The sequence below is a fragment of the Hydrotalea sp. genome, assembly GCF_049968455.1.
Taxonomy (GTDB): Bacteria; Bacteroidota; Bacteroidia; order Chitinophagales; family Chitinophagaceae; genus Hydrotalea.
The window spans coordinates 88,565-106,984 of sequence record NZ_JBMFQT010000001.1 but is presented as its reverse complement, the minus strand read 5'-3'; the positions used below and the strand labels follow the sequence as shown (position 1 = coordinate 106,984).

The 18,420-nt window shown below is 33.7% G+C and carries 16 protein-coding genes; 8 read left to right on the top strand and 8 right to left on the bottom strand.

Annotation, left to right across the window (positions count from 1 at the left end):
- The first annotated feature begins 141 nt into the window (after positions 1-141).
- Positions 142-2,604 carry a DUF5916 domain-containing protein gene (locus ACP5P5_RS00500; RefSeq protein ID WP_428284164.1) on the top strand — a complete coding sequence of 821 codons (2,463 nt, stop codon included), beginning with the start codon at positions 142-144 and terminating at the stop codon, positions 2,602-2,604.
- Here the strand turns inward: ACP5P5_RS00500 and ACP5P5_RS00495 are convergent.
- The gene (locus ACP5P5_RS00495; protein WP_428284163.1) at positions 2,590-3,489 is read right to left on the bottom strand and encodes a histone deacetylase family protein; all 900 of its coding nucleotides are present in this window, start codon (positions 3,487-3,489) and stop codon (positions 2,590-2,592) included. The two genes, ACP5P5_RS00500 and ACP5P5_RS00495, sit on opposite strands and share 15 nt — an antisense overlap.
- Positions 3,486-4,148, bottom strand: a complete 663-nt coding sequence (gene pdeM / locus ACP5P5_RS00490; protein ID WP_428284162.1) for a ligase-associated DNA damage response endonuclease PdeM — start codon at positions 4,146-4,148, stop codon at positions 3,486-3,488. The genes ACP5P5_RS00495 and pdeM overlap by 4 nt, the downstream gene beginning before the upstream one ends.
- Positions 4,149-4,246: 98 nt before the next feature.
- Between pdeM and ACP5P5_RS00485 the strand changes: the two genes are divergently transcribed.
- A complete protein-coding gene (locus ACP5P5_RS00485; RefSeq protein WP_428284161.1) occupies positions 4,247-4,750 on the top strand; it encodes a hypothetical protein in 504 nt (167 codons plus the stop codon).
- 31 nt (positions 4,751-4,781) lie between these two features.
- Here the strand turns inward: ACP5P5_RS00485 and ACP5P5_RS00480 are convergent, their stop codons facing one another.
- Positions 4,782-7,262 (bottom strand): ligase-associated DNA damage response DEXH box helicase, encoded by a 2,481-nt coding sequence (locus ACP5P5_RS00480; protein ID WP_428284160.1) that lies wholly within the window; start codon positions 7,260-7,262, stop codon positions 4,782-4,784.
- A gap of 97 nt (positions 7,263-7,359) precedes the next feature.
- Here ACP5P5_RS00480 and ACP5P5_RS00475 point away from each other — a divergent pair, with 97 nt between their 5' ends.
- The 4 genes from ACP5P5_RS00475 (at position 7,360) to ACP5P5_RS00460 (ending at position 11,423) form a co-directional block, all read left to right on the top strand.
- Positions 7,360-8,262 carry a helix-turn-helix domain-containing protein gene (locus tag ACP5P5_RS00475; protein ID WP_428284159.1) on the top strand — a complete coding sequence of 301 codons (903 nt, stop codon included), beginning with the start codon at positions 7,360-7,362 and terminating at the stop codon, positions 8,260-8,262.
- A gap of 122 nt (positions 8,263-8,384) precedes the next feature.
- The gene (locus ACP5P5_RS00470; RefSeq protein WP_428284158.1) at positions 8,385-9,869 is read left to right on the top strand and encodes a c-type cytochrome; all 1,485 of its coding nucleotides are present in this window, start codon (positions 8,385-8,387) and stop codon (positions 9,867-9,869) included.
- Between the two features lie 23 nt (positions 9,870-9,892).
- On the top strand, positions 9,893-11,245 hold the full coding sequence (locus ACP5P5_RS00465) for a c-type cytochrome (protein ID WP_428284157.1): 1,353 nt from the start codon (positions 9,893-9,895) through the stop codon (positions 11,243-11,245).
- A gap of 10 nt (positions 11,246-11,255) precedes the next feature.
- Positions 11,256-11,423 carry a hypothetical protein gene (locus ACP5P5_RS00460; protein ID WP_428284156.1) on the top strand — a complete coding sequence of 56 codons (168 nt, stop codon included), beginning with the start codon at positions 11,256-11,258 and terminating at the stop codon, positions 11,421-11,423.
- 10 nt (positions 11,424-11,433) lie between these two features.
- On the opposite strand, the gene ACP5P5_RS00455 is transcribed toward ACP5P5_RS00460, so the two are convergent.
- The 5 genes from ACP5P5_RS00455 to guaA form a co-directional block, all read right to left on the bottom strand.
- Positions 11,434-12,825 (bottom strand): hypothetical protein, encoded by a 1,392-nt coding sequence (locus ACP5P5_RS00455; protein ID WP_428284155.1) that lies wholly within the window; start codon positions 12,823-12,825, stop codon positions 11,434-11,436.
- Positions 12,826-12,882: 57 nt separating this feature from the next.
- Positions 12,883-13,212: a hypothetical protein gene (locus ACP5P5_RS00450; protein ID WP_428284154.1), complete on the bottom strand. Its 330-nt coding sequence runs from the start codon at positions 13,210-13,212 to the stop codon at positions 12,883-12,885.
- A 10-nt stretch (positions 13,213-13,222) separates the two neighbouring features.
- The gene (locus ACP5P5_RS00445; RefSeq protein WP_428284153.1) at positions 13,223-13,588 is read right to left on the bottom strand and encodes a hypothetical protein; all 366 of its coding nucleotides are present in this window, start codon (positions 13,586-13,588) and stop codon (positions 13,223-13,225) included.
- A 164-nt stretch (positions 13,589-13,752) separates the two neighbouring features.
- A complete protein-coding gene (locus tag ACP5P5_RS00440; RefSeq protein ID WP_428284152.1) occupies positions 13,753-14,925 on the bottom strand; it encodes an ABC transporter substrate-binding protein in 1,173 nt (390 codons plus the stop codon).
- 46 nt (positions 14,926-14,971) lie between these two features.
- The gene (gene guaA, locus ACP5P5_RS00435) at positions 14,972-16,510 is read right to left on the bottom strand and encodes a glutamine-hydrolyzing GMP synthase (RefSeq protein ID WP_428284151.1); all 1,539 of its coding nucleotides are present in this window, start codon (positions 16,508-16,510) and stop codon (positions 14,972-14,974) included.
- A gap of 234 nt (positions 16,511-16,744) precedes the next feature.
- Here guaA and ACP5P5_RS00430 point away from each other — a divergent pair, with 234 nt between their 5' ends.
- Both ACP5P5_RS00430 and ACP5P5_RS00425 read left to right on the top strand, forming a co-directional pair.
- Positions 16,745-17,479, top strand: coding sequence for a head GIN domain-containing protein (locus tag ACP5P5_RS00430; RefSeq protein ID WP_428284150.1), 735 nt, complete (start codon positions 16,745-16,747; stop codon positions 17,477-17,479).
- Between the two features lie 182 nt (positions 17,480-17,661).
- Positions 17,662-18,345 carry a response regulator transcription factor gene (locus tag ACP5P5_RS00425; RefSeq protein WP_428284149.1) on the top strand — a complete coding sequence of 228 codons (684 nt, stop codon included), beginning with the start codon at positions 17,662-17,664 and terminating at the stop codon, positions 18,343-18,345.
- Positions 18,346-18,420 lie beyond the last annotated feature (75 nt).

The following is an 18,420-nucleotide window of genomic DNA, read 5'->3' as shown; positions in this document are numbered from 1 at the left end:
ATCTAATTGCTCCAACTTTCAAAGCTGCTCATTATCAAGCAGCTTTTTTTATTACATCCCCTTATTTCTGCCATTCATCCTATTTTCATTATTTCAAAATTTTGTTTTCGTGTAGTTTTGGAAAAGTAGCTATTGTAACCCATGAATAATAAAATAAAATTATCTTTTTTGCTAATTTTATTGGCTTGTCAGGTTTTTGCCCAACAAAAACATTTCAAGGCATTTCGTACACAACATGCTGTTAAAATAGACGGTATGTTAAATGAAAACGAATGGGCTGTTGCAGAAGTAGCTAATAATTTTATTGTAAACCAACCTCAATTTGGTGCAACTGCTTCGCAAAGTACGGAAGTTAAAGTTTTATATGATAATAGTGCAATATATGTAAGCGCTTATTTGCATGATGACCCTACTTTAATTCGCAGACAAATGACCTTACGCGATGGTGAACAGCGACAAGATGTTGATGTTTTTGCCGTTGCATTTGATACTTATCATGATGGCCAAAATGCTTTCATGTTTATGGTAACAGCTGCCAATGTTCAAAGCGATGCGAAACTTTCCGGGAATTTTAATTTGAATAATGGCGTTGACTATAATTGGGATGCGGTATGGGACAGCCATGTTAATATTGTAAACGATGGCTGGATAGTAGAAATGAAAATTCCTTACATGAGCCTTCGGTTTGCACAAAAAAATATACAAGATTGGGGCGTTAATTTTTATCGATCAACTCGTCGTTTGAATGAAGTAAGCTATTGGAATCCTGTTAACCCAAATATTGCAGGTTTAGTGAATCAATTTGGTGTTTTAAGTGGGTTAGAAAAATTACAACCTCCTTTGCGACTTTCATTCTTACCCTATGTTTCAGCTGGCTATAGTACGGTACCTTCAGCAACTGGAACCATTAAAAATGTTTTACATAATGGTGGTATGGATGTGAAATATGGCATTAATGAAAGCTTTACATTAGATATGACATTAGTGCCGGATTTTGGACAAACTTTAAGTGATAATGTGATTCTTAACTTATCTCCCTATGAAGTTCAATTTGCTGAAAATAGACCCTTTTTTACTGAAGGAACCGAATTGTTTAATAAAGCCGGAATCTTTTATTCAAGGCGTGTAGGAAAAACACCAACTTTATATGATAGTATTAATCAATTAGCAGTTGATAGTGGTTATACCATTTTACAAAACCCGTCGTTAACGCAATTATATAATGCCACAAAATTTTCAGGTCGTACCAAGCATAATTTAGGAATTGGTGTTTTTAATGCAGTAACTGCGCCAATGTTTGCCGATGTGCGCGATAATAAGGGTAATGTGCATCATATTGAAACAGAACCTCTTTCCAACTACAATATCATTGTGCTGGATCAAGCATTGGCTAATAGAAGTAGCATTTCATTCACGAACTCAAATGTAATTAGACGTGGTGGTGATCAATTTGCCAATGTAAGTGCCGTTGACTTGCGTTTGTTTGATAAAGCCAACCAATATTCATTACAAAGTAAAGCTGCTTATAGCACAGTAGGAGGTGCCTATGCACATAATGGCTTTAAACTAATGAATAGTTTTGGCAAAGTGAGTGGTTTGTGGCAATGGAATTTCTCTAACAATATTGAAAGCGATCAATATGATCCTAATGATTTAGGGTATTTGAAAGCCCCTAATGAAGTAAGTTATAATGCAAATGTATCTTATAACCAGTATAAGCCCAGTAAAAATTATAATTTTAAAATATACAGTTTTAGTTTAAAATATCAAAATTTATATAAGCCCTATGCTTTTAGTAGCTTGAATTATAGTGCTTCATTTTTGAAAGTATTTAAAAATTTTTATGATGCTAAATTAGTTGTTGAAGGTAGTCCTATATGGAGTAATGACTATTTTGAATTAAGAACTCCGGGTGAAAAACTTAAAAGAGTACCTTATGTTTTTTCAGGTGTATTTGGTAGCTCAGATAGTAGGAAAAAATTGTTTTTTAACTATGGAATAGGTTATGCAACTGCATATGACTACAGTGAACATATTCCTTACTCTGTGGTTACGGGAGGAATAAGATTTAGGTTCAATAATCAATTTTCTGTTAGTTTAAATAGTAAGAAGGAATTTGATGCCGGCGAATTTGGTTGGGTATTTTTTGAATCGGGTACCAATGCGCCTGTCATTGGTCAACGCAGAGTAATTCGTATGGATAATGTATTCAATGCTATATATAATTTTCAAGCTAGAATGAATGTTACTTTACGGGTTAGGCATTACTGGAGCAGAGTGCACTATGTAAAAATGTTTCATGTGGATAGTGAAGGCTATTTTCAAAACCTTGAAATTCCGGTTGTTACTGGTTATGATAATAATTTTAATGCTCTAAATGTTGATGCTTTTTATACATGGGATTTTAGATTAGGAAGTAGGTTAATTATTGCCTGGAAGAACGCTATAGGCCCCGATGTTGCTATTAATGGGGAACAATACAAAAAATATATGGATAATTTGTTTGAGGCATTTGCTTCCCCATTAAGCAATCAACTTTCAGCCAAGTTTATTTATTTTATTGATTATAACCAACTTCGCAGGAATAAATCAGTACAATTGTAAAGCGGTTCTAAAAGTATTGCAGTGTGCTTCAATAATTGTTCGAATATCAGGCGAATAACCACCACCCATTGCTACAACAACGGGTATTCCTTGTTGTTTGCATGCTTTAAAAACTATTTCATCTCGCTTTTTGCAACCATTCATCGAAATATTTAGTTTGCCATATTTATCGGTTTGTAAAATATCTACTCCTGATAAATAAAAAACAATATCAGGCTTTACTAAAGGCAATAAATACTGAATGGCTTCTTGTAGTTGTGTTAAGTAGGTGTGGTCATCAGTACCATCCGATAATGGTAAATCAATATTTGAAATGGTTTTATGAAAAGGATAATTATGTGCACCATGCATACTAAACGTAAATACATTAGGGTTGTGTTCAAAAATAGCCGCTGTGCCATTTCCCTGGTGTACATCAACATCTATAATTAATATTTGATTGACTAACTTTTTCACCAATAAATAATTGGCTGCAACTGCAAAATCATTCAGCAGACAAAAACCTTCTCCATGGTCGCTGAAAGCATGATGGGTGCCACCTGCAACATTCAATGCAATACCATTTTTAAAAGCACTTAAACAACAGTTAATGGTACCTTGGGTTATTAACCATTCCCGGAGGGTTAATGCAGCAGACTGAGGGAAACCAATTTTACGTTCTTCGGCCATTGTAAGCGTTTGTGATTGAAGCTTTTGAACATAAACTTTATCATGAGTTAATAAAACAATGTCATCATCAATGGGTTCGGGCTCTATTAAATTTTCTTTGGCTATGGTTCCTTCATGTAGTAACTGTGCCGGAATTAGTTCATATTTTTCCATTGGGAAGCGATGACCGGCAGGAAGGGCATGTGCATATAAGTGATGAAAAGCAATTTCAATCATTTTATTTCAATTATGTTTTGATTGGCTATTGCAAAAACTTTGTCTTTTTTAGTGGGTTTTAGCATAGCTAGACCTGTGAAATTGCTGAAGGCAGGTAATATTGCTTGGTGTTTCCCGAAATAGAAACAAGGCAATTTTATATGTTGTTTTCCTGATATTTTTAAACGAACACCCGGATGTAAATGTCCTGAAATTGTATAAATATCTTCTTCTTCATTGATTTCAATTTCATTGGGATCATGAATAAATAAAAATGGTGGAAGCAGCAATTGTTGTTGATGCAATATAATACCCGCATAGTTATACCATTCTTCAGATAAAACATCGTGGTTGCCTTTTATTAAGTGAAATGGAACTTTTGTGGTTTCATTCTTCCATTTTATAAAATGTGCTACTTCTTGATTGTTTTTTTTATGTAGTAAATCACCGACAATTAAAATTTTTTTAGGATTGAATACTGAAATAACTTGCCATAATCTGCGTAAATCATCTTTAAAAATGGCTTCCGGAACAGCTATACCATTTGCTTTAAAATGTGCGGTTTTTCCAATATGAGTGTCTGAAAGAATGAGTGCACCTTCCTCTTCCCAAAAAATGCATTTTTCGGCTACTAACCATAAATGTTGGTTTTTAAATGGGAATGGGTAAGGGACAAACATAATAGCAAATTTAAAAACAATGCTTAAAAATTTAATGCATTAAATTTTGCTGAATGAATTGAGAATGATATTTTTAGATAAATTTAATTTATACTACAATGATGGAATACAACTTAGAAAGTAATCAACCCATTGCTCCCAGATATGGCATGCTTAAAGTACTTACCATACTTACATTTATTGGAAGCGGCATAGCTATTCTCTCAGGTATTTATCAATATATATCTGCTGATAAAAACTTTGCTGCCATGCAGCAAATGGCTAATAGTCCTGATTTTGATAAAATGCCTGAGTTTGCTAAAAAGTTTTATTCACCTGAAGCAATAGAATTGGTTCGTTTATCAGCAGTGAATAAATTACCCCTACTTGTAGTAACGCTTATTGGTGCCATATTGTGTATTATAGGTGCCATTGATATGCGAAAATTGAAAATGCAAGGATATTATACTTGGATAATAGGCGAGGTGTTTCCCGTTATTGCTTCTATTATTTTATTGGGCAAATCTTCTATTACAGGGTGGGGAGCATATCTTGGTTATGGTTTCATAGCTTTGTTTATCATTTTATATTCCAGTCAAATAAAATACTTAACGAGAAAATAAATAAATTTATTTTTTAATGTAGCAATGGCTTTTAATGAATAAGCTGTTGCTGCATTTTTTTTATTCTATCTTCCAATTGTTCAGATGAAATGTGGTTTCTGTTTAAACCATCGGCAACAATTGGAAAACTGAAAGGCGTAAACTGTTTGGGATGAGTTATACGAATGGTAGCCTCTTGAATTCTTTTTAATGCATTTCTTAAACGAACTTCTTCCATCTGTTTTTCAAATACTTCTTTAAATGCTTGTTGTAGCAAAACATTTTTGCTGTCATATTCATTTAATACTTTGAATAATAAAGTTGCTGAAGCTTGTAAATGATTGGTACGCTTATTTTTTCCGGGATATCCTTGAAAAATTAGTCCACCAATTACTGCAATTTCCCTAAATGCACGGGCTGCCATTTCTGTAGCGTTTACACTATTTTGTAAATCGGTAATTAAATTTTCGGTGCTAAATAATTGTACAACTACTTGCGGAGTTAAATCAATCCGTTCATCACATAAAAGTTCAAATCCATAATCATTCATGGCAATGGAAAATGAAATGGGTTGTAATTTAGAAAGTCGGTATGCCATTAATGCGCTCATGGCTTCATGCACCAATCTGCCTTCAAAAGGATATACAACAATATGCCAATGTTTTTTTTCTTGAATTATTTCAATGAGTAATTCATTGTTATTGGGAATAATGGAAAGTTGTTGTTGCAATTGAAACAAAGATGCCAAAGCTTTCATTTCGGGTAATTGATTATGCAATGCATTTGAAAAAATATTTCTTAATTCTGACCCTAAATTGGCTGTTAATGACATTCTTCCACCCATCCAACTGGGAATTGTGGTATTAGTTGCTTGAGATGCCTTTACCCAAACCGTCATATCTTTTATCATGGTTAGCATTACATTCCTTCCACCCAAAACAAAACTGTCGCCAATATTTAATTTATTAATAAACCATTCTTCAATTACGCCTAAATAACTACCATGCATCCATTTTACTTTTAACATTGCATCACTTACAATGGTGCCAATATGCATGCGATGTTGCATAGCCAATCTTTTATTTCTTATTACATATTTTCCATTCGGATCTAACTCCAGTTTTTTAAAATCTTCATATTCATGAAAAGCGGCACCGCCACTTGTTAAATACAATAAAATTTCATTCCATTCGTCAATACTAAGCTGTTGGTAACAATATGTTTGTTGAACTTCCTCAAAAAGTTCTTTAGCATTAAAACCAACACCTATGGCCAATGTGCATAGGTATTGCACTAACACATCATAACACAATAAAAGGGTTGGCTTCGATTCAATGATATTATTTTGTAAACAATGTTTTAATGCTGCTACTTCTGCTAATTCCAACGAATGTGTAGGTAAAAAATATATATGGGAAGTGGCATTGGGTTGATGACCGCTTCTTCCGGCTCGTTGAATAAATCGCGCAATTCCTTTAGGTGAACCAATTTGTATAACCGTATCAACCGGTTTAAAATCAACTCCCAAATCAAGACTGGCAGTACAAACAACAGCCTTTAATTTTTGTTGATGCAGTGCTTCTTCCACCCATAAGCGCAATTCTTTTTCTATACTTCCATGATGAATGGCGATGGCACCTGCTAATTGTGGTGCGGCCCTTAAAATAGTTTGGTACCAGGTTTCTGTCATTCCCCTGGTGTTAATAAAAATTAAGGTTGAATTACTTTGCTCAATAATTGGAATAATTTTGTGTGCCAATTTAAGACCCAAATGGCCTGCCCAAGGATAGGTTTCTATTTCATCGGGTATAATGGTATGAACATTTATTTTTTTAGTGGGTGGCGCTTGTATAATTACACCTTTTGTTTTTAATGGGAATAATAAAACATTTTTTGCTTCTTCTAAATTACCAATGGTAGCACTAATACCCCAAATGCAAAGCTTGTGTTTGTTTTTAATTTTTTGTATATGGTACAATTGAACTAAATGTGCTAAGGCCAATTCAACTTGAACACCTCTTTTACTTCCCAGCAATTCGTGCCATTCATCCACTGCAATTATTTTTAATGTTTTAAAATAATTAGCATGGTTGTTATGCGTAAACAACAAGTGTAAACTTTCGGGGGTGATTAACAAAATTTCGGGTAATTGTTTTTTTTGTTGTTGTCTTTCTTGAATTGATGTATCGCCGGTACGTATGCCCACTTGCCATGGAATATTTAAGTCTGTTAAAGTGGTTTCCATAGCACGGGCTAAATCTTTAACTAAAGCTTTTAAGGGCGTAATCCAAAGTAATTGTAATCCATTATTATGTTGTTGAGAATAATTGTGGGGGTGTTCATTAATAAATTGAATAATACTGCCTAAAAACACTGCAAATGTTTTTCCCATACCGGTAGGTGCATTAACCAAACCACTTTCTCCGCTTTGAATAGCATGCCATGCTGCTATTTGAAAAGGAAAAGCTGTTTGCTGCATACCAGCCAGGTATTGTTCTATAATTTTAAAGCCTTGGGAATGCTGTTGGTGCATGGTATTAATAGAAGTAAAGGTTTCCTTATAACAAGTAAAATTAGCAATGTGTTAAAAGTCACCATACATTTTTTTCATAAAAATTAATTTTGACTGCATGAATTTTGGCAAAGAAAAAATTCCGGTATTAGATATTTGTAATATGATAGATGCAAGTGCTACTGAACACGAAATTTTAGTGTTAGAGTTAGCTGATTTTTTGGCATCTCACAATAATATGCAGTTCCCTCATCGTCATAATTTTTATCAGTTAATGTTTATTGAATCGGGTTCCGGATATCATATTATTGATTTTACGAAATTTGAAATAAAAGAAAATACAATCTATTTTCTCAATCCGGGACAAGTTCATGAGTGGCAATTTGACTATAAGCCCAAAGGCATATTAATTAATTTTACTGAATCTTATATTTCATTATTTCTGGCCAATTGGAATCATTTAAAAAATTATCCTTTTTTTATTGCGAATGGCAATGGCTCTGTTGTAAATGTTGAAAGTATATCAAACAATGTTCAGATTTTATTTCAACAAATTAAGCATGAATATGCCCGTAATGATGAAAGTGCGCAATATATGCTACGCTTATATTTATTGCAGTTATTAGAATGGATGAGCCGCCCTTTAAATAACGTTATTAAGCCTTATGAATTAAGACAGGGAGCCATTATTTTACAAAAGTTTGATAGATTAATTGAGGAACATTATACAACTTTACGATTGCCAAAAGATTATGCTGCAATGCTTTATATAACTCCGAATTATTTAAATGAGCTGAGTATTAGTCATTTTGGCCACTCTGCAGGTACACATATTCGCAATCGAATTATTCTTGAAGCTAAACGACTTTTGGTTAATTCTTCATTAACCATCAACGAAATTGCATGGGCGTTAAACTTTGAGAATCATTCTTATTTTTCCCGATTCTTTAAAAAATATACCTCTATAACACCCGAATTGTTTAGAAAGCAAATTTCAAATGCAAAAAATTGTATATATTAATTTGTTTTTTTCTATAAAATTTCCATACTAATAGTTTCCATAAATAAGTACATAGTTTCCGTAAAAGGGTAAATAGGCGGCCCGTTAGGCTAAAGTAGCTTTGCAGTTACAAATATTGTTTTATGGATTTCCCTATGTTTCATTTAGATTGGTTGAATGATAGATTTTTAATAGCAATGATTGCTATTATACATGTACTCATTAATCATGGTATTGCAGTTGGTTTTGTGCCTTACATAACTTGGCTTGAGCAAAAAGGGGTAAAGAATAGTAAACCTGATGAAATTACCAATTTGCAATGGGATGCTGTTGCAGAAAAAATGATGAAAGTTGCTTTTATCATTACAACTACTGTGGGCGCTATGACCGGTGTAGGTATTTGGTTTTCTGCAGCATTAGTTAGCCCTGCTTCTATTGGAAGTTTAATTAGAGTATTTTATTGGGCATGGTTTACAGAGTGGACCATTTTTGTTACTGAAGTAGTTTTAATAATGGTTTACTATTTAACGTGGAAAAATTCCAATCGCTCATTGCAAGCTAAATTGAAGCATATACGGTTTGGATGGTACTTATCTGTTTTTTCGTGGTTTACAATGGCTATTATTGTTGCTATTTTAGGTTTTATGATGGATCCGGGCAATTGGAATACGCAACATAGTTTTATTAATGGATTTACCAATCCAATTTATTTGCCGCAATTATTATTCCGAACACCAACTGCCATGATTGTAGCAGGAACATTCGGCTATTTTTTGGTTTTTATTTTTACAAAAAGAGGAAGCGATTTACGTACGAAGACCATATTAACAACCGCTAAATGGGTTTTATTTTGGACCCCATTGTCAATACTAGGTGCCATATACTATTACAAAGCCATGCCCGCTGCCATGCGAGATAATATGAGCACTGCAGTTGGAACTATAGAGTTTCAGCAGTATTATAATCTTTTAAAATACATTATTTTAGGAGCTACAGCATCTGTTTTTTTAATTGCCTTATTTGGTGTTATTAAGCCTTCTAAAGTAAAGTGGTATATGGTTGTAATTCCAACCATTATGGCGTTTAGTTTTTTAGGCATTTTTGAGCGGGTGCGTGAGTTTATCAGAAAGCCTTATGTTATTGGGGGATATATGTATTCCAATTTATTACGAAAAGAAGATTATCCTTTGTTTCAGCGAGATGGAATATTAAAGTATGCCACCTATAATTCTACTCCTGAAATTACAGAAAGCAATAAAATTGAAGCAGGTAAAAATGTATTTATGCTCTCTTGCAGTCGATGTCATACCACACAAGGCATTAACTCAATTACCTATGTGTTTGAAAGAATGTATGGCAGTTTTAATAAGCCTTTAGATGAGAGTGCTATGGCCGCATACATACCTAATATGCATAACGGAAGAACATTTATGCCGCCATTTCCGGGCAATCAAAAAGAGGCAGAGGCATTGGCTGCATATATAAAGTTTTTACAGCAAAGTCATGAAACATTAGACGGCGCTCAAACATCCGGTGTTGTCATTAACCCTTTGAATAATATGGATGCAGCTATTCAACAAAAATTAGCGACACATACAAACGATACAATTAAAACAGCTCAAAAATAATTTTCAGTAAAAAATACTTTTATATGAATATTTTATTCGTACATTTTTTACAGGTTAATACTCCTGTACCTCGCGATATTCCTATTCCATTGCCTTTGCCGGAATGGCTATTGGTAGTTTTGTTGGTTTTATCTTTTTTATTACACATTGTTTTTGTAAACCTAATGCTGGGTGGATCTATTGTAACGCTATGGGCTGAAATAAAAGGGTTAAAAAATAAATTTTACGACACATTAGCATACGAAGTAGCCCGAACAATTACGGTAAATAAAAGTTTGGCAGTAGTATTAGGTGTTGCGCCTTTGCTAAGTATTAATGCATTGTACACTATATATTTCTATTCGGCTAATGCACTTACAGGCATCATGTGGATTTTAATTATTCCATTAGTAGCCATTGCATTTTTGCTTACTTATTTACATAAGTACACTTGGCACACTATGGAGCGATTTAAAATTTTACACATTGGAATTATTGCATTATCGGTGTTGTTGTTTTTGTTTATCCCTCTCATTTTTTTAGTGAACATTAACTTAATGTTATTTCCTGAAAAATGGTCAAGCATTCATGGGTTTATGAGTGCCTTGTTTTTGCCAAATGTTTTTCCGCGTTATTTTCATTTTTTATTTGCATCGTTAGCCGTTACAGGTTTGTTTTTATTTTGGTACGTTGGTAGAAAAAATTATCCGTTTGAAACCATTTTTCCGGATAACTATACGAGATATGATGTTAAAAAAATTGCTTATTCATTAACGCTGGGAGCAAGTGTTGCACAGTTTTTAATTGGGCCTATTGTGCTCATTTCTTTGCCTTCGAAGGGTTTTGGATGGGGATTGTTAAGTATTATTTTATTAGGTGCCTCATTGGCATTAATAGCTATGTGGTGGATATGGAAAGCCTTGAGCGGTCCTAAAGAAGCCATTAATAAACGCTTCGGCGGTATTGTTGTATTAATGACTATTACCGTTTTATTTATGGGAAGTGGCAGACATGTTTACAGAGCTAATGCTTTAAATCCACATAGGGAATTAATGGCTATTAAAACTGCTGAATTTGAAAAATTATCAGCCAATGCTCGTTTAAATGTTAAAAATGATGAAGCATCACAATCGTCAGATAATGCATCAAGTCCGGTAGAAAAAGGGGCTGCATTGTTTAAAACCAATTGTAGTATTTGTCATCAAAAAGATACCAAATTGGTGGGTCCCCCAATAACCGAAATGGTAAGTATTTATAAAAATAATATTTCAGGATTAGAACAATGGATAAAAGCACCGGGTAAAAAAAGGCCCGATTATCCGCAAATGCCTACATTAAGTCAATTATCAGATGCTGATAGAGAAAACCTGGCAAAATATATTCTATCTATTCAATAAAAAAAATGCTATGAATACTGTAATCTTCACTTTAGTAGCTATATTATTAATTCTTTTTATAGTAATTCAAATTTTTCGCTTGAATGCCTATGTAATTGCTTTAAAAAAGGATGAAGCTTTGTTACAGCAACATGTTGCGGAAGAAGAGCAATACCAATTCATTAAAGGGTTGTATTAAAAATTATTGATTACAATGTTTTTAAGTATTCAATGATGGCTTTTCTATCTGCTTCAGATAGTTCGTCCCCAAAATTGTGGCCGTAATTTCCATAGCCCGGTAAAGTAGTATTATAAATTTTATTATTCTTGGACTCTCTATGTTCTATAAAGTTCCAACCTACAGCTTCATAATTATAACTAGGCTTTTTAAAATCTCGGCTCCAATATTTGGGCCGCTTTTTACTGTTTAAAACGCCTTCTAATGTAGGAACAGAACCATTATGAAAATAGGGTGCCGTTACCCAAACACCATCTAAAGGTGGGGCAATATATCCATTGTAAGGCACTAATTTAGCCGGGTGAGCACCACCTGCAAACCAACTTGTATTAAACCATTGTATAAATTGAGGGTTTTGTTGATTGCTTTTGTATAACAAGGAATCTGTACCAATAATTTTTTCGGGAATAAGCAGGTTGGGATAATATTCATCAGCACCATATGAGCCATGACATTTACTGCATTTGGTGGTGAATAATAATTGTCCTTCCATGGCTAATGATTGATTGATTGGCTTTGGATATTTTGGCGGCTCTATAGTTTTGATATAAGCCAGCACATCAGCAAAATGTTGATATACTCTTGCTGCTTCACTAGTGTCTTTTACGGTAAGTAAATTACTGAGCATTAAAAATTTTCCGAAATCGCCTCGCCCAAAACCCGTGTAAAACATTGCATTTTTCTTTTTTAGTAACCACCATGCAGGCGCATCGGTGGGTATTACTTCATCTGGAATTTTTAATAAAGCAGAATCACTCCATTGAAGCGTTACAGGATTACGGTGTGCCACAAGTAAAATTGCTAACCTGTCTGCTGCGTTTACGCCTCTAACTTCAGTTTGTAAATCAGGATAAACAGTTTTAAATGATTGAACTATTGTTTGGGTTCCTTCAAATTGTTTGGGCGCTATTGTTTTTAGTAATTGAAAGGTGGTATTCGTAAAAATGTTACTTTGTTTTTTTGTGTTGCTGAAATCAATGAAACTATTACCAAGACCAACATACAATTGATTATTAAAAACTTGTGCATGGCATTGCAAACAATTCGGTACAACCATATCAATGCCTTGTTCGTTTTTAATTACATTGAAACCAAATGGAACAGTAGCGTTTTTGCCGGTTCTGTTTAAAAGATTGGTATTGTCTTTTCCTGCAATTAATTTATAAAATTTATAAGGGAATCCGCTACTTACATAGTTGCCTGTAACCAGGTACTCATAGCCTTTTTGTGCATCACCAAGTTGTTGTTGATAGTAAGGAATTGGTTCAGGTTTTTCACCATTATTCATTTTATTGGTTACGGTTGCCGATAAAGTTATGAACGCAATAATGCTCAATATGCCCAACAATTGTTTCCTATGCATACCCACTGAATTTACTTAACAAACTTATTTAACAAGTTTATTAGCATTTTGTTAAGTTCAATTTTGGGGTGTATCTTTTTCTTTTCTAGTTAACAATCTATCAATCCAATTATCCAATGCGTTTTCTGCTTTTTCAGCCAATTTATTAACTATTTTTTGTGCGTTTTGTTGAATGGCCGGAATACCGAGTAAAGTAATTAAAATGTTTCCTTTTTTTAACAGCGGAAATTTTTGAAATAGCGCATTTTTTAAAAGTGCAGGATAATTTTCCTGCAAATCATTCCAATGATTGGCAATAGTAAATTCCAGCTCTTGCTTCTGCAATTTTAATTCATGAATAGCTTCGTTTAACTCGGTAAGATTCGATATGTTTTTGGCAGCTTTCATAACTGTTTTTTTATTCATCTATATCACTCATTTGTTGTTGAATGATGATTTTAATGATAGGATTAATAAACAATTGCTTTCGGAACAGGGTAATTAATAAAATAAGTATTGCAAAAATTAATGCTGTAATGGCAAAACCAATGGGTAAATTTTGCAATAGGGCGCCTATCCAAAAACTAAAAGCAAAGCCGGCAAATAGCATTAAACCAAACAGAAAGAAAAATAATATGAGTAACCATATTAATAGTCCACCAATGATTGCATTTTTTTTAACCAACTGCAGTTTAAATAGTTTTATTTGCACGTAAACATAAGCCGTTAAACTTTCCTTCGCTTCTTCTAAAAATTCGAAAATGGTGGTATTGCTGTTATCCATTTTTTTATTTAAAGTTATTCATTTTTTTATAAATAAAATAGGTGCTTACATTATGCAATAATACGCCGCTAATATATCATTCATTCAAACTTAAAGCTTCATTCTAATGAACAGTAGATAAATTAAGCTGTTAAGCTCAATTGAAAAAATAAATATTAAATTTATTAGTTGACACTTTTTATTACCCCACCTTGTTTTTTCACAAAATAGAGTTGTTGATTTTCTAAGTAATGAATGGCTGATAAATCTTTATTATCTCTTACTGGTTGGATGTTGTATTTGTTGAATAGAACAAATTTGTTTTCAGATAAGTGATGTATGGCTTCAGGGCCAAATTGTTGCCAAAGTTGTAGAAAATGAAAAGTGGTTTCATATCCCTTCAACATCATATCAGTTGGGTTGACATTTAATTGTGTTCTATATTGTTGGGCAATGTTATTGTACAGTTGTGATGTTCTATTATAATAAAATGGTGTGGTATAAACAATGGTGGTAGAAGCATAGGCGGGTTGATCTAACCCTTGCATAGCATCCCAAGTGGGCATCCCCATAACTTCTATGTCATAATTTTTTGCATCACCTGCAGCCTTAATTAACTGCAGTGCAAACATATCATTCAACGAACCACAAATAATAATATTTTTTTTCGTACTGTCTAAATAAGGCTTTACCTGATTAACCGTAAATGTATCGGGTAGTTGAACGGTTAAATATTTTAATGGAACACTATACGTGTTATTTGACATTTGCGAGAATATGCCTTGTATAATTTCAGCAGGTTTACCTTTTCGGGTAAACAACACAATTTTATCAAATGCATTATTGCGTTGTAAATATTTGTAAATACTGCTGCAATGGGTTTGCAGCGTTGAATTTAAAATAATGAAGTAGGGGTTGTTGTAAATACCGGCATTGTTGGGATAAGTTGCAGAAATTAACGGAATGTGCTTTTGTAAAGCAAATTGTGCCATTTGCATTAATTCATTCCTGTCGTTACAGGATGTAATCATTAAATCAACCGTATTTTCTTCCAAGTGCTGTAAAATGCTAGGAAGTGAATTACTACTGCTTTTGGTATCATATATCATTACTTCAGCATTCATGCCCTCTTTTTCTAATGAATCAATAGCCGCGATAACACCATTATAAAATTCTAAGCCCGCCAACATTTGTTTAGGCAAATTGGCATCGCCCAATTTATAGGTGTCGCCATTGAAAGCAGAGTCCAAATATATGGGCGAGAATATAGCTACCTTTATTGGATTATTTTGAGCCGATAAAATATTGCTCAATAAAAGCACCATGACCAAGCAAACAGCACGAAAAATAAATTTCATTCTAAAATTTTTTAAACTGAATTGGTGGCTTATTCATTAGCAAAAATCATTCCCATTCAATGGTAGCAGGAGGTTTGCTACTAATGTCGTAAACCACACGGTTAATTCCTTTCACTTGATTAATGATGGCATTGGAAACATTAGCCAAAAAATCATAGGGCAAATGAGCCCAATCTGCTGTCATTCCATCAACGCTGGTTACGGCGCGTAAAGCTAAAGTATATTCGTAAGTACGTTCATCGCCCATTACACCTACACTTTTAACAGGCAATAAAATAGCGCCGGCTTGCCAAACTTTCGAATATAAGTTGGCATTGTGTAATGCATCAATAAAAATTGCATCAGCTTGTTGTAATAAATGCACTTTTTCTTCGGTTACTTCACCTAAAATACGAATAGCCAATCCTGGTCCGGGAAAAGGATGTCTATTAATCAGTTCTGCAGGAATACCTAGTTCAATACCCACTTTTCTAACTTCGTCTTTAAACAAAAATCGCAAAGGCTCAACCAATTCTAATTGCATGTAATCGGGCAATCCGCCTACATTATGATGCGATTTTATGGTTTGTGATGGGCCATGTACACTAACACTTTCAATTACATCAGGATAAATAGTTCCCTGGCCTAACATACCAATGTCATTCATTCGTTTGGCCTCTCTGTCAAAAATTTCAATAAAGGTATTACCGATAATTTTTCTTTTTTCTTCCGGATCGGTTTTGCCGGCCAGTTTTGTATAAAAATGTTCTTTGGCATCAATTCCAATTACATTTAAATGCAATTGTTTGTAAGTATGCAATACTTGTTCATATTCATTTTTTCGCAACACGCCATTGTCAACAAATAAACAGTATAAATGGTCGCCAATGGCTTTGCTAATTAAGGTTGCAGCAACAGTACTATCTACACCGCCACTTAAAGCCATAATAACTTTGCGGTCACCAATTTGTTTTTTTAATTGTGCAATACTTTCCTGCACAAAATTGGCGGGAGTCCAGTTTTGGCTGCATCCACAAATGTTTACTAAAAAGTTGCGTATAATTTTTTTTCCTTCAGTTGAATGAAATACTTCAGGGTGGAATTGTAAACCGTATAGTGGATTTGCAATATCATCACTTTGTTTAAAAGCTGCTACCGGAATGCTTTCCGTAGTAGCCAATACTTCAAAATGAGTCGGCAATTGTTGAATTGAATCACTATGACTCATCCAAACCTGCGATTGTTGGGGAACCCCAACAAATAACGCATCTTGTTTTTTGTTTAATATTAATGTAGCTCTACCATATTCACGTTTGTTGCTTTTATTTACAACACCGCCATATGTTTTGGCTGTTAGTTGTGCCCCATAGCAAATGCCCAAAATGGGTACTGCTTTATTAAAATCGCTTATGCCAACTACAGGCGCTTTTTCTTCATTCACACTAAAGGGAGAACCGCTTAAAATAACACCCTTTAAACCTTCATTTATATCAAACTTTTGATAGTATGGAATGATTTCGCAATACACATTGGCTTCTCTAACGGCACGAGCAATTAATTGAGTATATTGGCTACCAAAATCTAGAATAATGATTTTTTCTGTCATGCGGCGAAGGTAACCCAAAATGGGCTTTGTACAGTACTTCATCTATAGGAAATTACCGCAAACTTGTAATGTTTATGTAATTATTTGTCCGGTCTTCAGGCGTAAAAACCATTGTTATTATTTGTAAGCCTTAAACAAAGTATTTACACTTATTTTGAATACCAAAAGCCATTATTGTTTTTTTACATTTTTTTACAATGATTGCTTTATATTCACAAACCTAAAAACTACTGCATGAAACCTAAAATTCAACTATACGTTATTTTAGCCTCGCTCATTTTTTTGTCAAGCGCCTGTAACTATTTGTTTGATGAAAGAATAAACGGAAATGGACACATTGCTACCCAGCAACGTACCATAAATGGTGTCAATGTTATAAAAGCTATGGGCGATTTCAATGTTGTGATTGAACAGGATTTGCCGGAAAGCTTGAGTATAGAAGCTGATGACAATATTATACCCTACATTTTAACCAATGTTACCGGTAATGGTACATTGGAAATAAAAGCAAAAGAACATTATCGTTTAAATGCTACTGAACCCATTCGAATAAGAGTAAAACTTGAAAATTTAGAAGGAGTTTATATTATAGGGTCGGGAAGTATAACCGGAAACGGAAAATTTTCGGGTGCCAAAGAGTTGCATACTGAAATTGCCGGAAGTGGTAAAATAAAGTTATCAGTAAATACCCCCTCCGTTACTTCAAAAATTGCCGGCATGGGTACAATTAGCTTGGATGGTGAAACAAAAGATGAAACCATTTCCATTGCCGGTAGCGGAACTATAAAATGTGCCGATTTAAAAGCCGAAAATGTAAATGTAAAAATAGCAGGTAGTGGATCAGTCAATGTTTTTGCAGAAAATAAGTTAGATGTGCATATTGCCGGCAGTGGTTCTGTTAATTATTCTGGCAATGCCACTGTTACCCAAAATGTTGCCGGTTCAGGAAACATAAGAAAAACCGATTGATGTTATCATTCTTTCATTATAGCAACTTATTTTAACCACTTTAGATAAAAGTAAAAAGCAAATAATATGAATTGAAGCCCTGAAATTTTACTTTTTATAAAGAAAAAATTTAGCTTAAATTGGAAATATGATGTTGTGGAAAAGTTTTTTCATTACTTTGCTGTGTTAATACTTGAAAAATAATGGAAAAAAACTACAGAATATTATTAGCCGAAGATGAACCCAAATTAGGGCAGGTAATACAAGAAGAATTAACAAGGCTTGATTATAGGGTAGATTTAGCCTATGATGGGTTAGTTGCCGAAAAACTTTTTGCAGAGCATAATTATGCTTTAATTCTATTAGATATTAACCTACCTTATAAAAATGGCTTTGCATTGTGCAAGCAATTTAGAGAAACCAATAAAAAAGTTCCCATTATTATGCTAACCGCTTTGGGCGAAATACAGGATAAAATGGATGCTTTTAATTTAGGTGCAGACGATTATATTGTTAAACCTTTTCATTTTGATGAATTAAATGCACGTATTAAGGTAGCCTTAAAACATGCCGAAACTATAGAAGAGGTTTTTGAGAATATAGAAATTGGTGATTTAACCATTGATTTTTCTACTAAAATGGTTACACGGGCAGGGGTTGAAATACCGTTAACTGCAAAAGAATTTTCTTTACTGGCTTTATTAGCTAGAAACAGAGGAAAAGTTATTTCCAAGCAGCAAATTTTAGAAAAGGTATGGGATTTAAGCTTTGATACCGGCACTAATACCATTGAAGTGTATATTAGCTTTTTACGTAACAAAATTGATAAGCCCTTTAACGATAAACTAATACATACCAAACCCGGATTTGGTTATTATATAAAATAATGCCCAAGCATTTATGAGTTTACGATTGCGCTTTGCCCTGCTTTTTACCATTTTTGTGGCAATCGTACTACTTAT

Coding starts and splice junctions, on each gene's coding strand:
- ACP5P5_RS00470 (WP_428284158.1), top strand. CDS start 8,385: ATGGATTTCCCTATGTTTCATTTAGATTGGTTGAATGATAGATTTTTA.
- ACP5P5_RS00455 (WP_428284155.1), bottom strand. CDS start 12,825: ATGCATAGGAAACAATTGTTGGGCATATTGAGCATTATTGCGTTCATA.
- ACP5P5_RS00445 (WP_428284153.1), bottom strand. CDS start 13,588: ATGGATAACAGCAATACCACCATTTTCGAATTTTTAGAAGAAGCGAAG.
- ACP5P5_RS00425 (WP_428284149.1), top strand. CDS start 17,662: ATGGAAAAAAACTACAGAATATTATTAGCCGAAGATGAACCCAAATTA.
- ACP5P5_RS00430 (WP_428284150.1), top strand. CDS start 16,745: ATGAAACCTAAAATTCAACTATACGTTATTTTAGCCTCGCTCATTTTT.
- ACP5P5_RS00450 (WP_428284154.1), bottom strand. CDS start 13,212: ATGAAAGCTGCCAAAAACATATCGAATCTTACCGAGTTAAACGAAGCT.
- pdeM (WP_428284162.1), bottom strand. CDS start 4,148: ATGTTTGTCCCTTACCCATTCCCATTTAAAAACCAACATTTATGGTTA.
- ACP5P5_RS00460 (WP_428284156.1), top strand. CDS start 11,256: ATGAATACTGTAATCTTCACTTTAGTAGCTATATTATTAATTCTTTTT.
- ACP5P5_RS00485 (WP_428284161.1), top strand. CDS start 4,247: ATGATGGAATACAACTTAGAAAGTAATCAACCCATTGCTCCCAGATAT.
- ACP5P5_RS00465 (WP_428284157.1), top strand. CDS start 9,893: ATGAATATTTTATTCGTACATTTTTTACAGGTTAATACTCCTGTACCT.
- ACP5P5_RS00500 (WP_428284164.1), top strand. CDS start 142: ATGAATAATAAAATAAAATTATCTTTTTTGCTAATTTTATTGGCTTGT.
- ACP5P5_RS00440 (WP_428284152.1), bottom strand. CDS start 14,925: ATGAAATTTATTTTTCGTGCTGTTTGCTTGGTCATGGTGCTTTTATTG.
- guaA (WP_428284151.1), bottom strand. CDS start 16,510: ATGACAGAAAAAATCATTATTCTAGATTTTGGTAGCCAATATACTCAA.
- ACP5P5_RS00495 (WP_428284163.1), bottom strand. CDS start 3,489: ATGATTGAAATTGCTTTTCATCACTTATATGCACATGCCCTTCCTGCC.
- ACP5P5_RS00480 (WP_428284160.1), bottom strand. CDS start 7,262: ATGCACCAACAGCATTCCCAAGGCTTTAAAATTATAGAACAATACCTG.
- ACP5P5_RS00475 (WP_428284159.1), top strand. CDS start 7,360: ATGAATTTTGGCAAAGAAAAAATTCCGGTATTAGATATTTGTAATATG.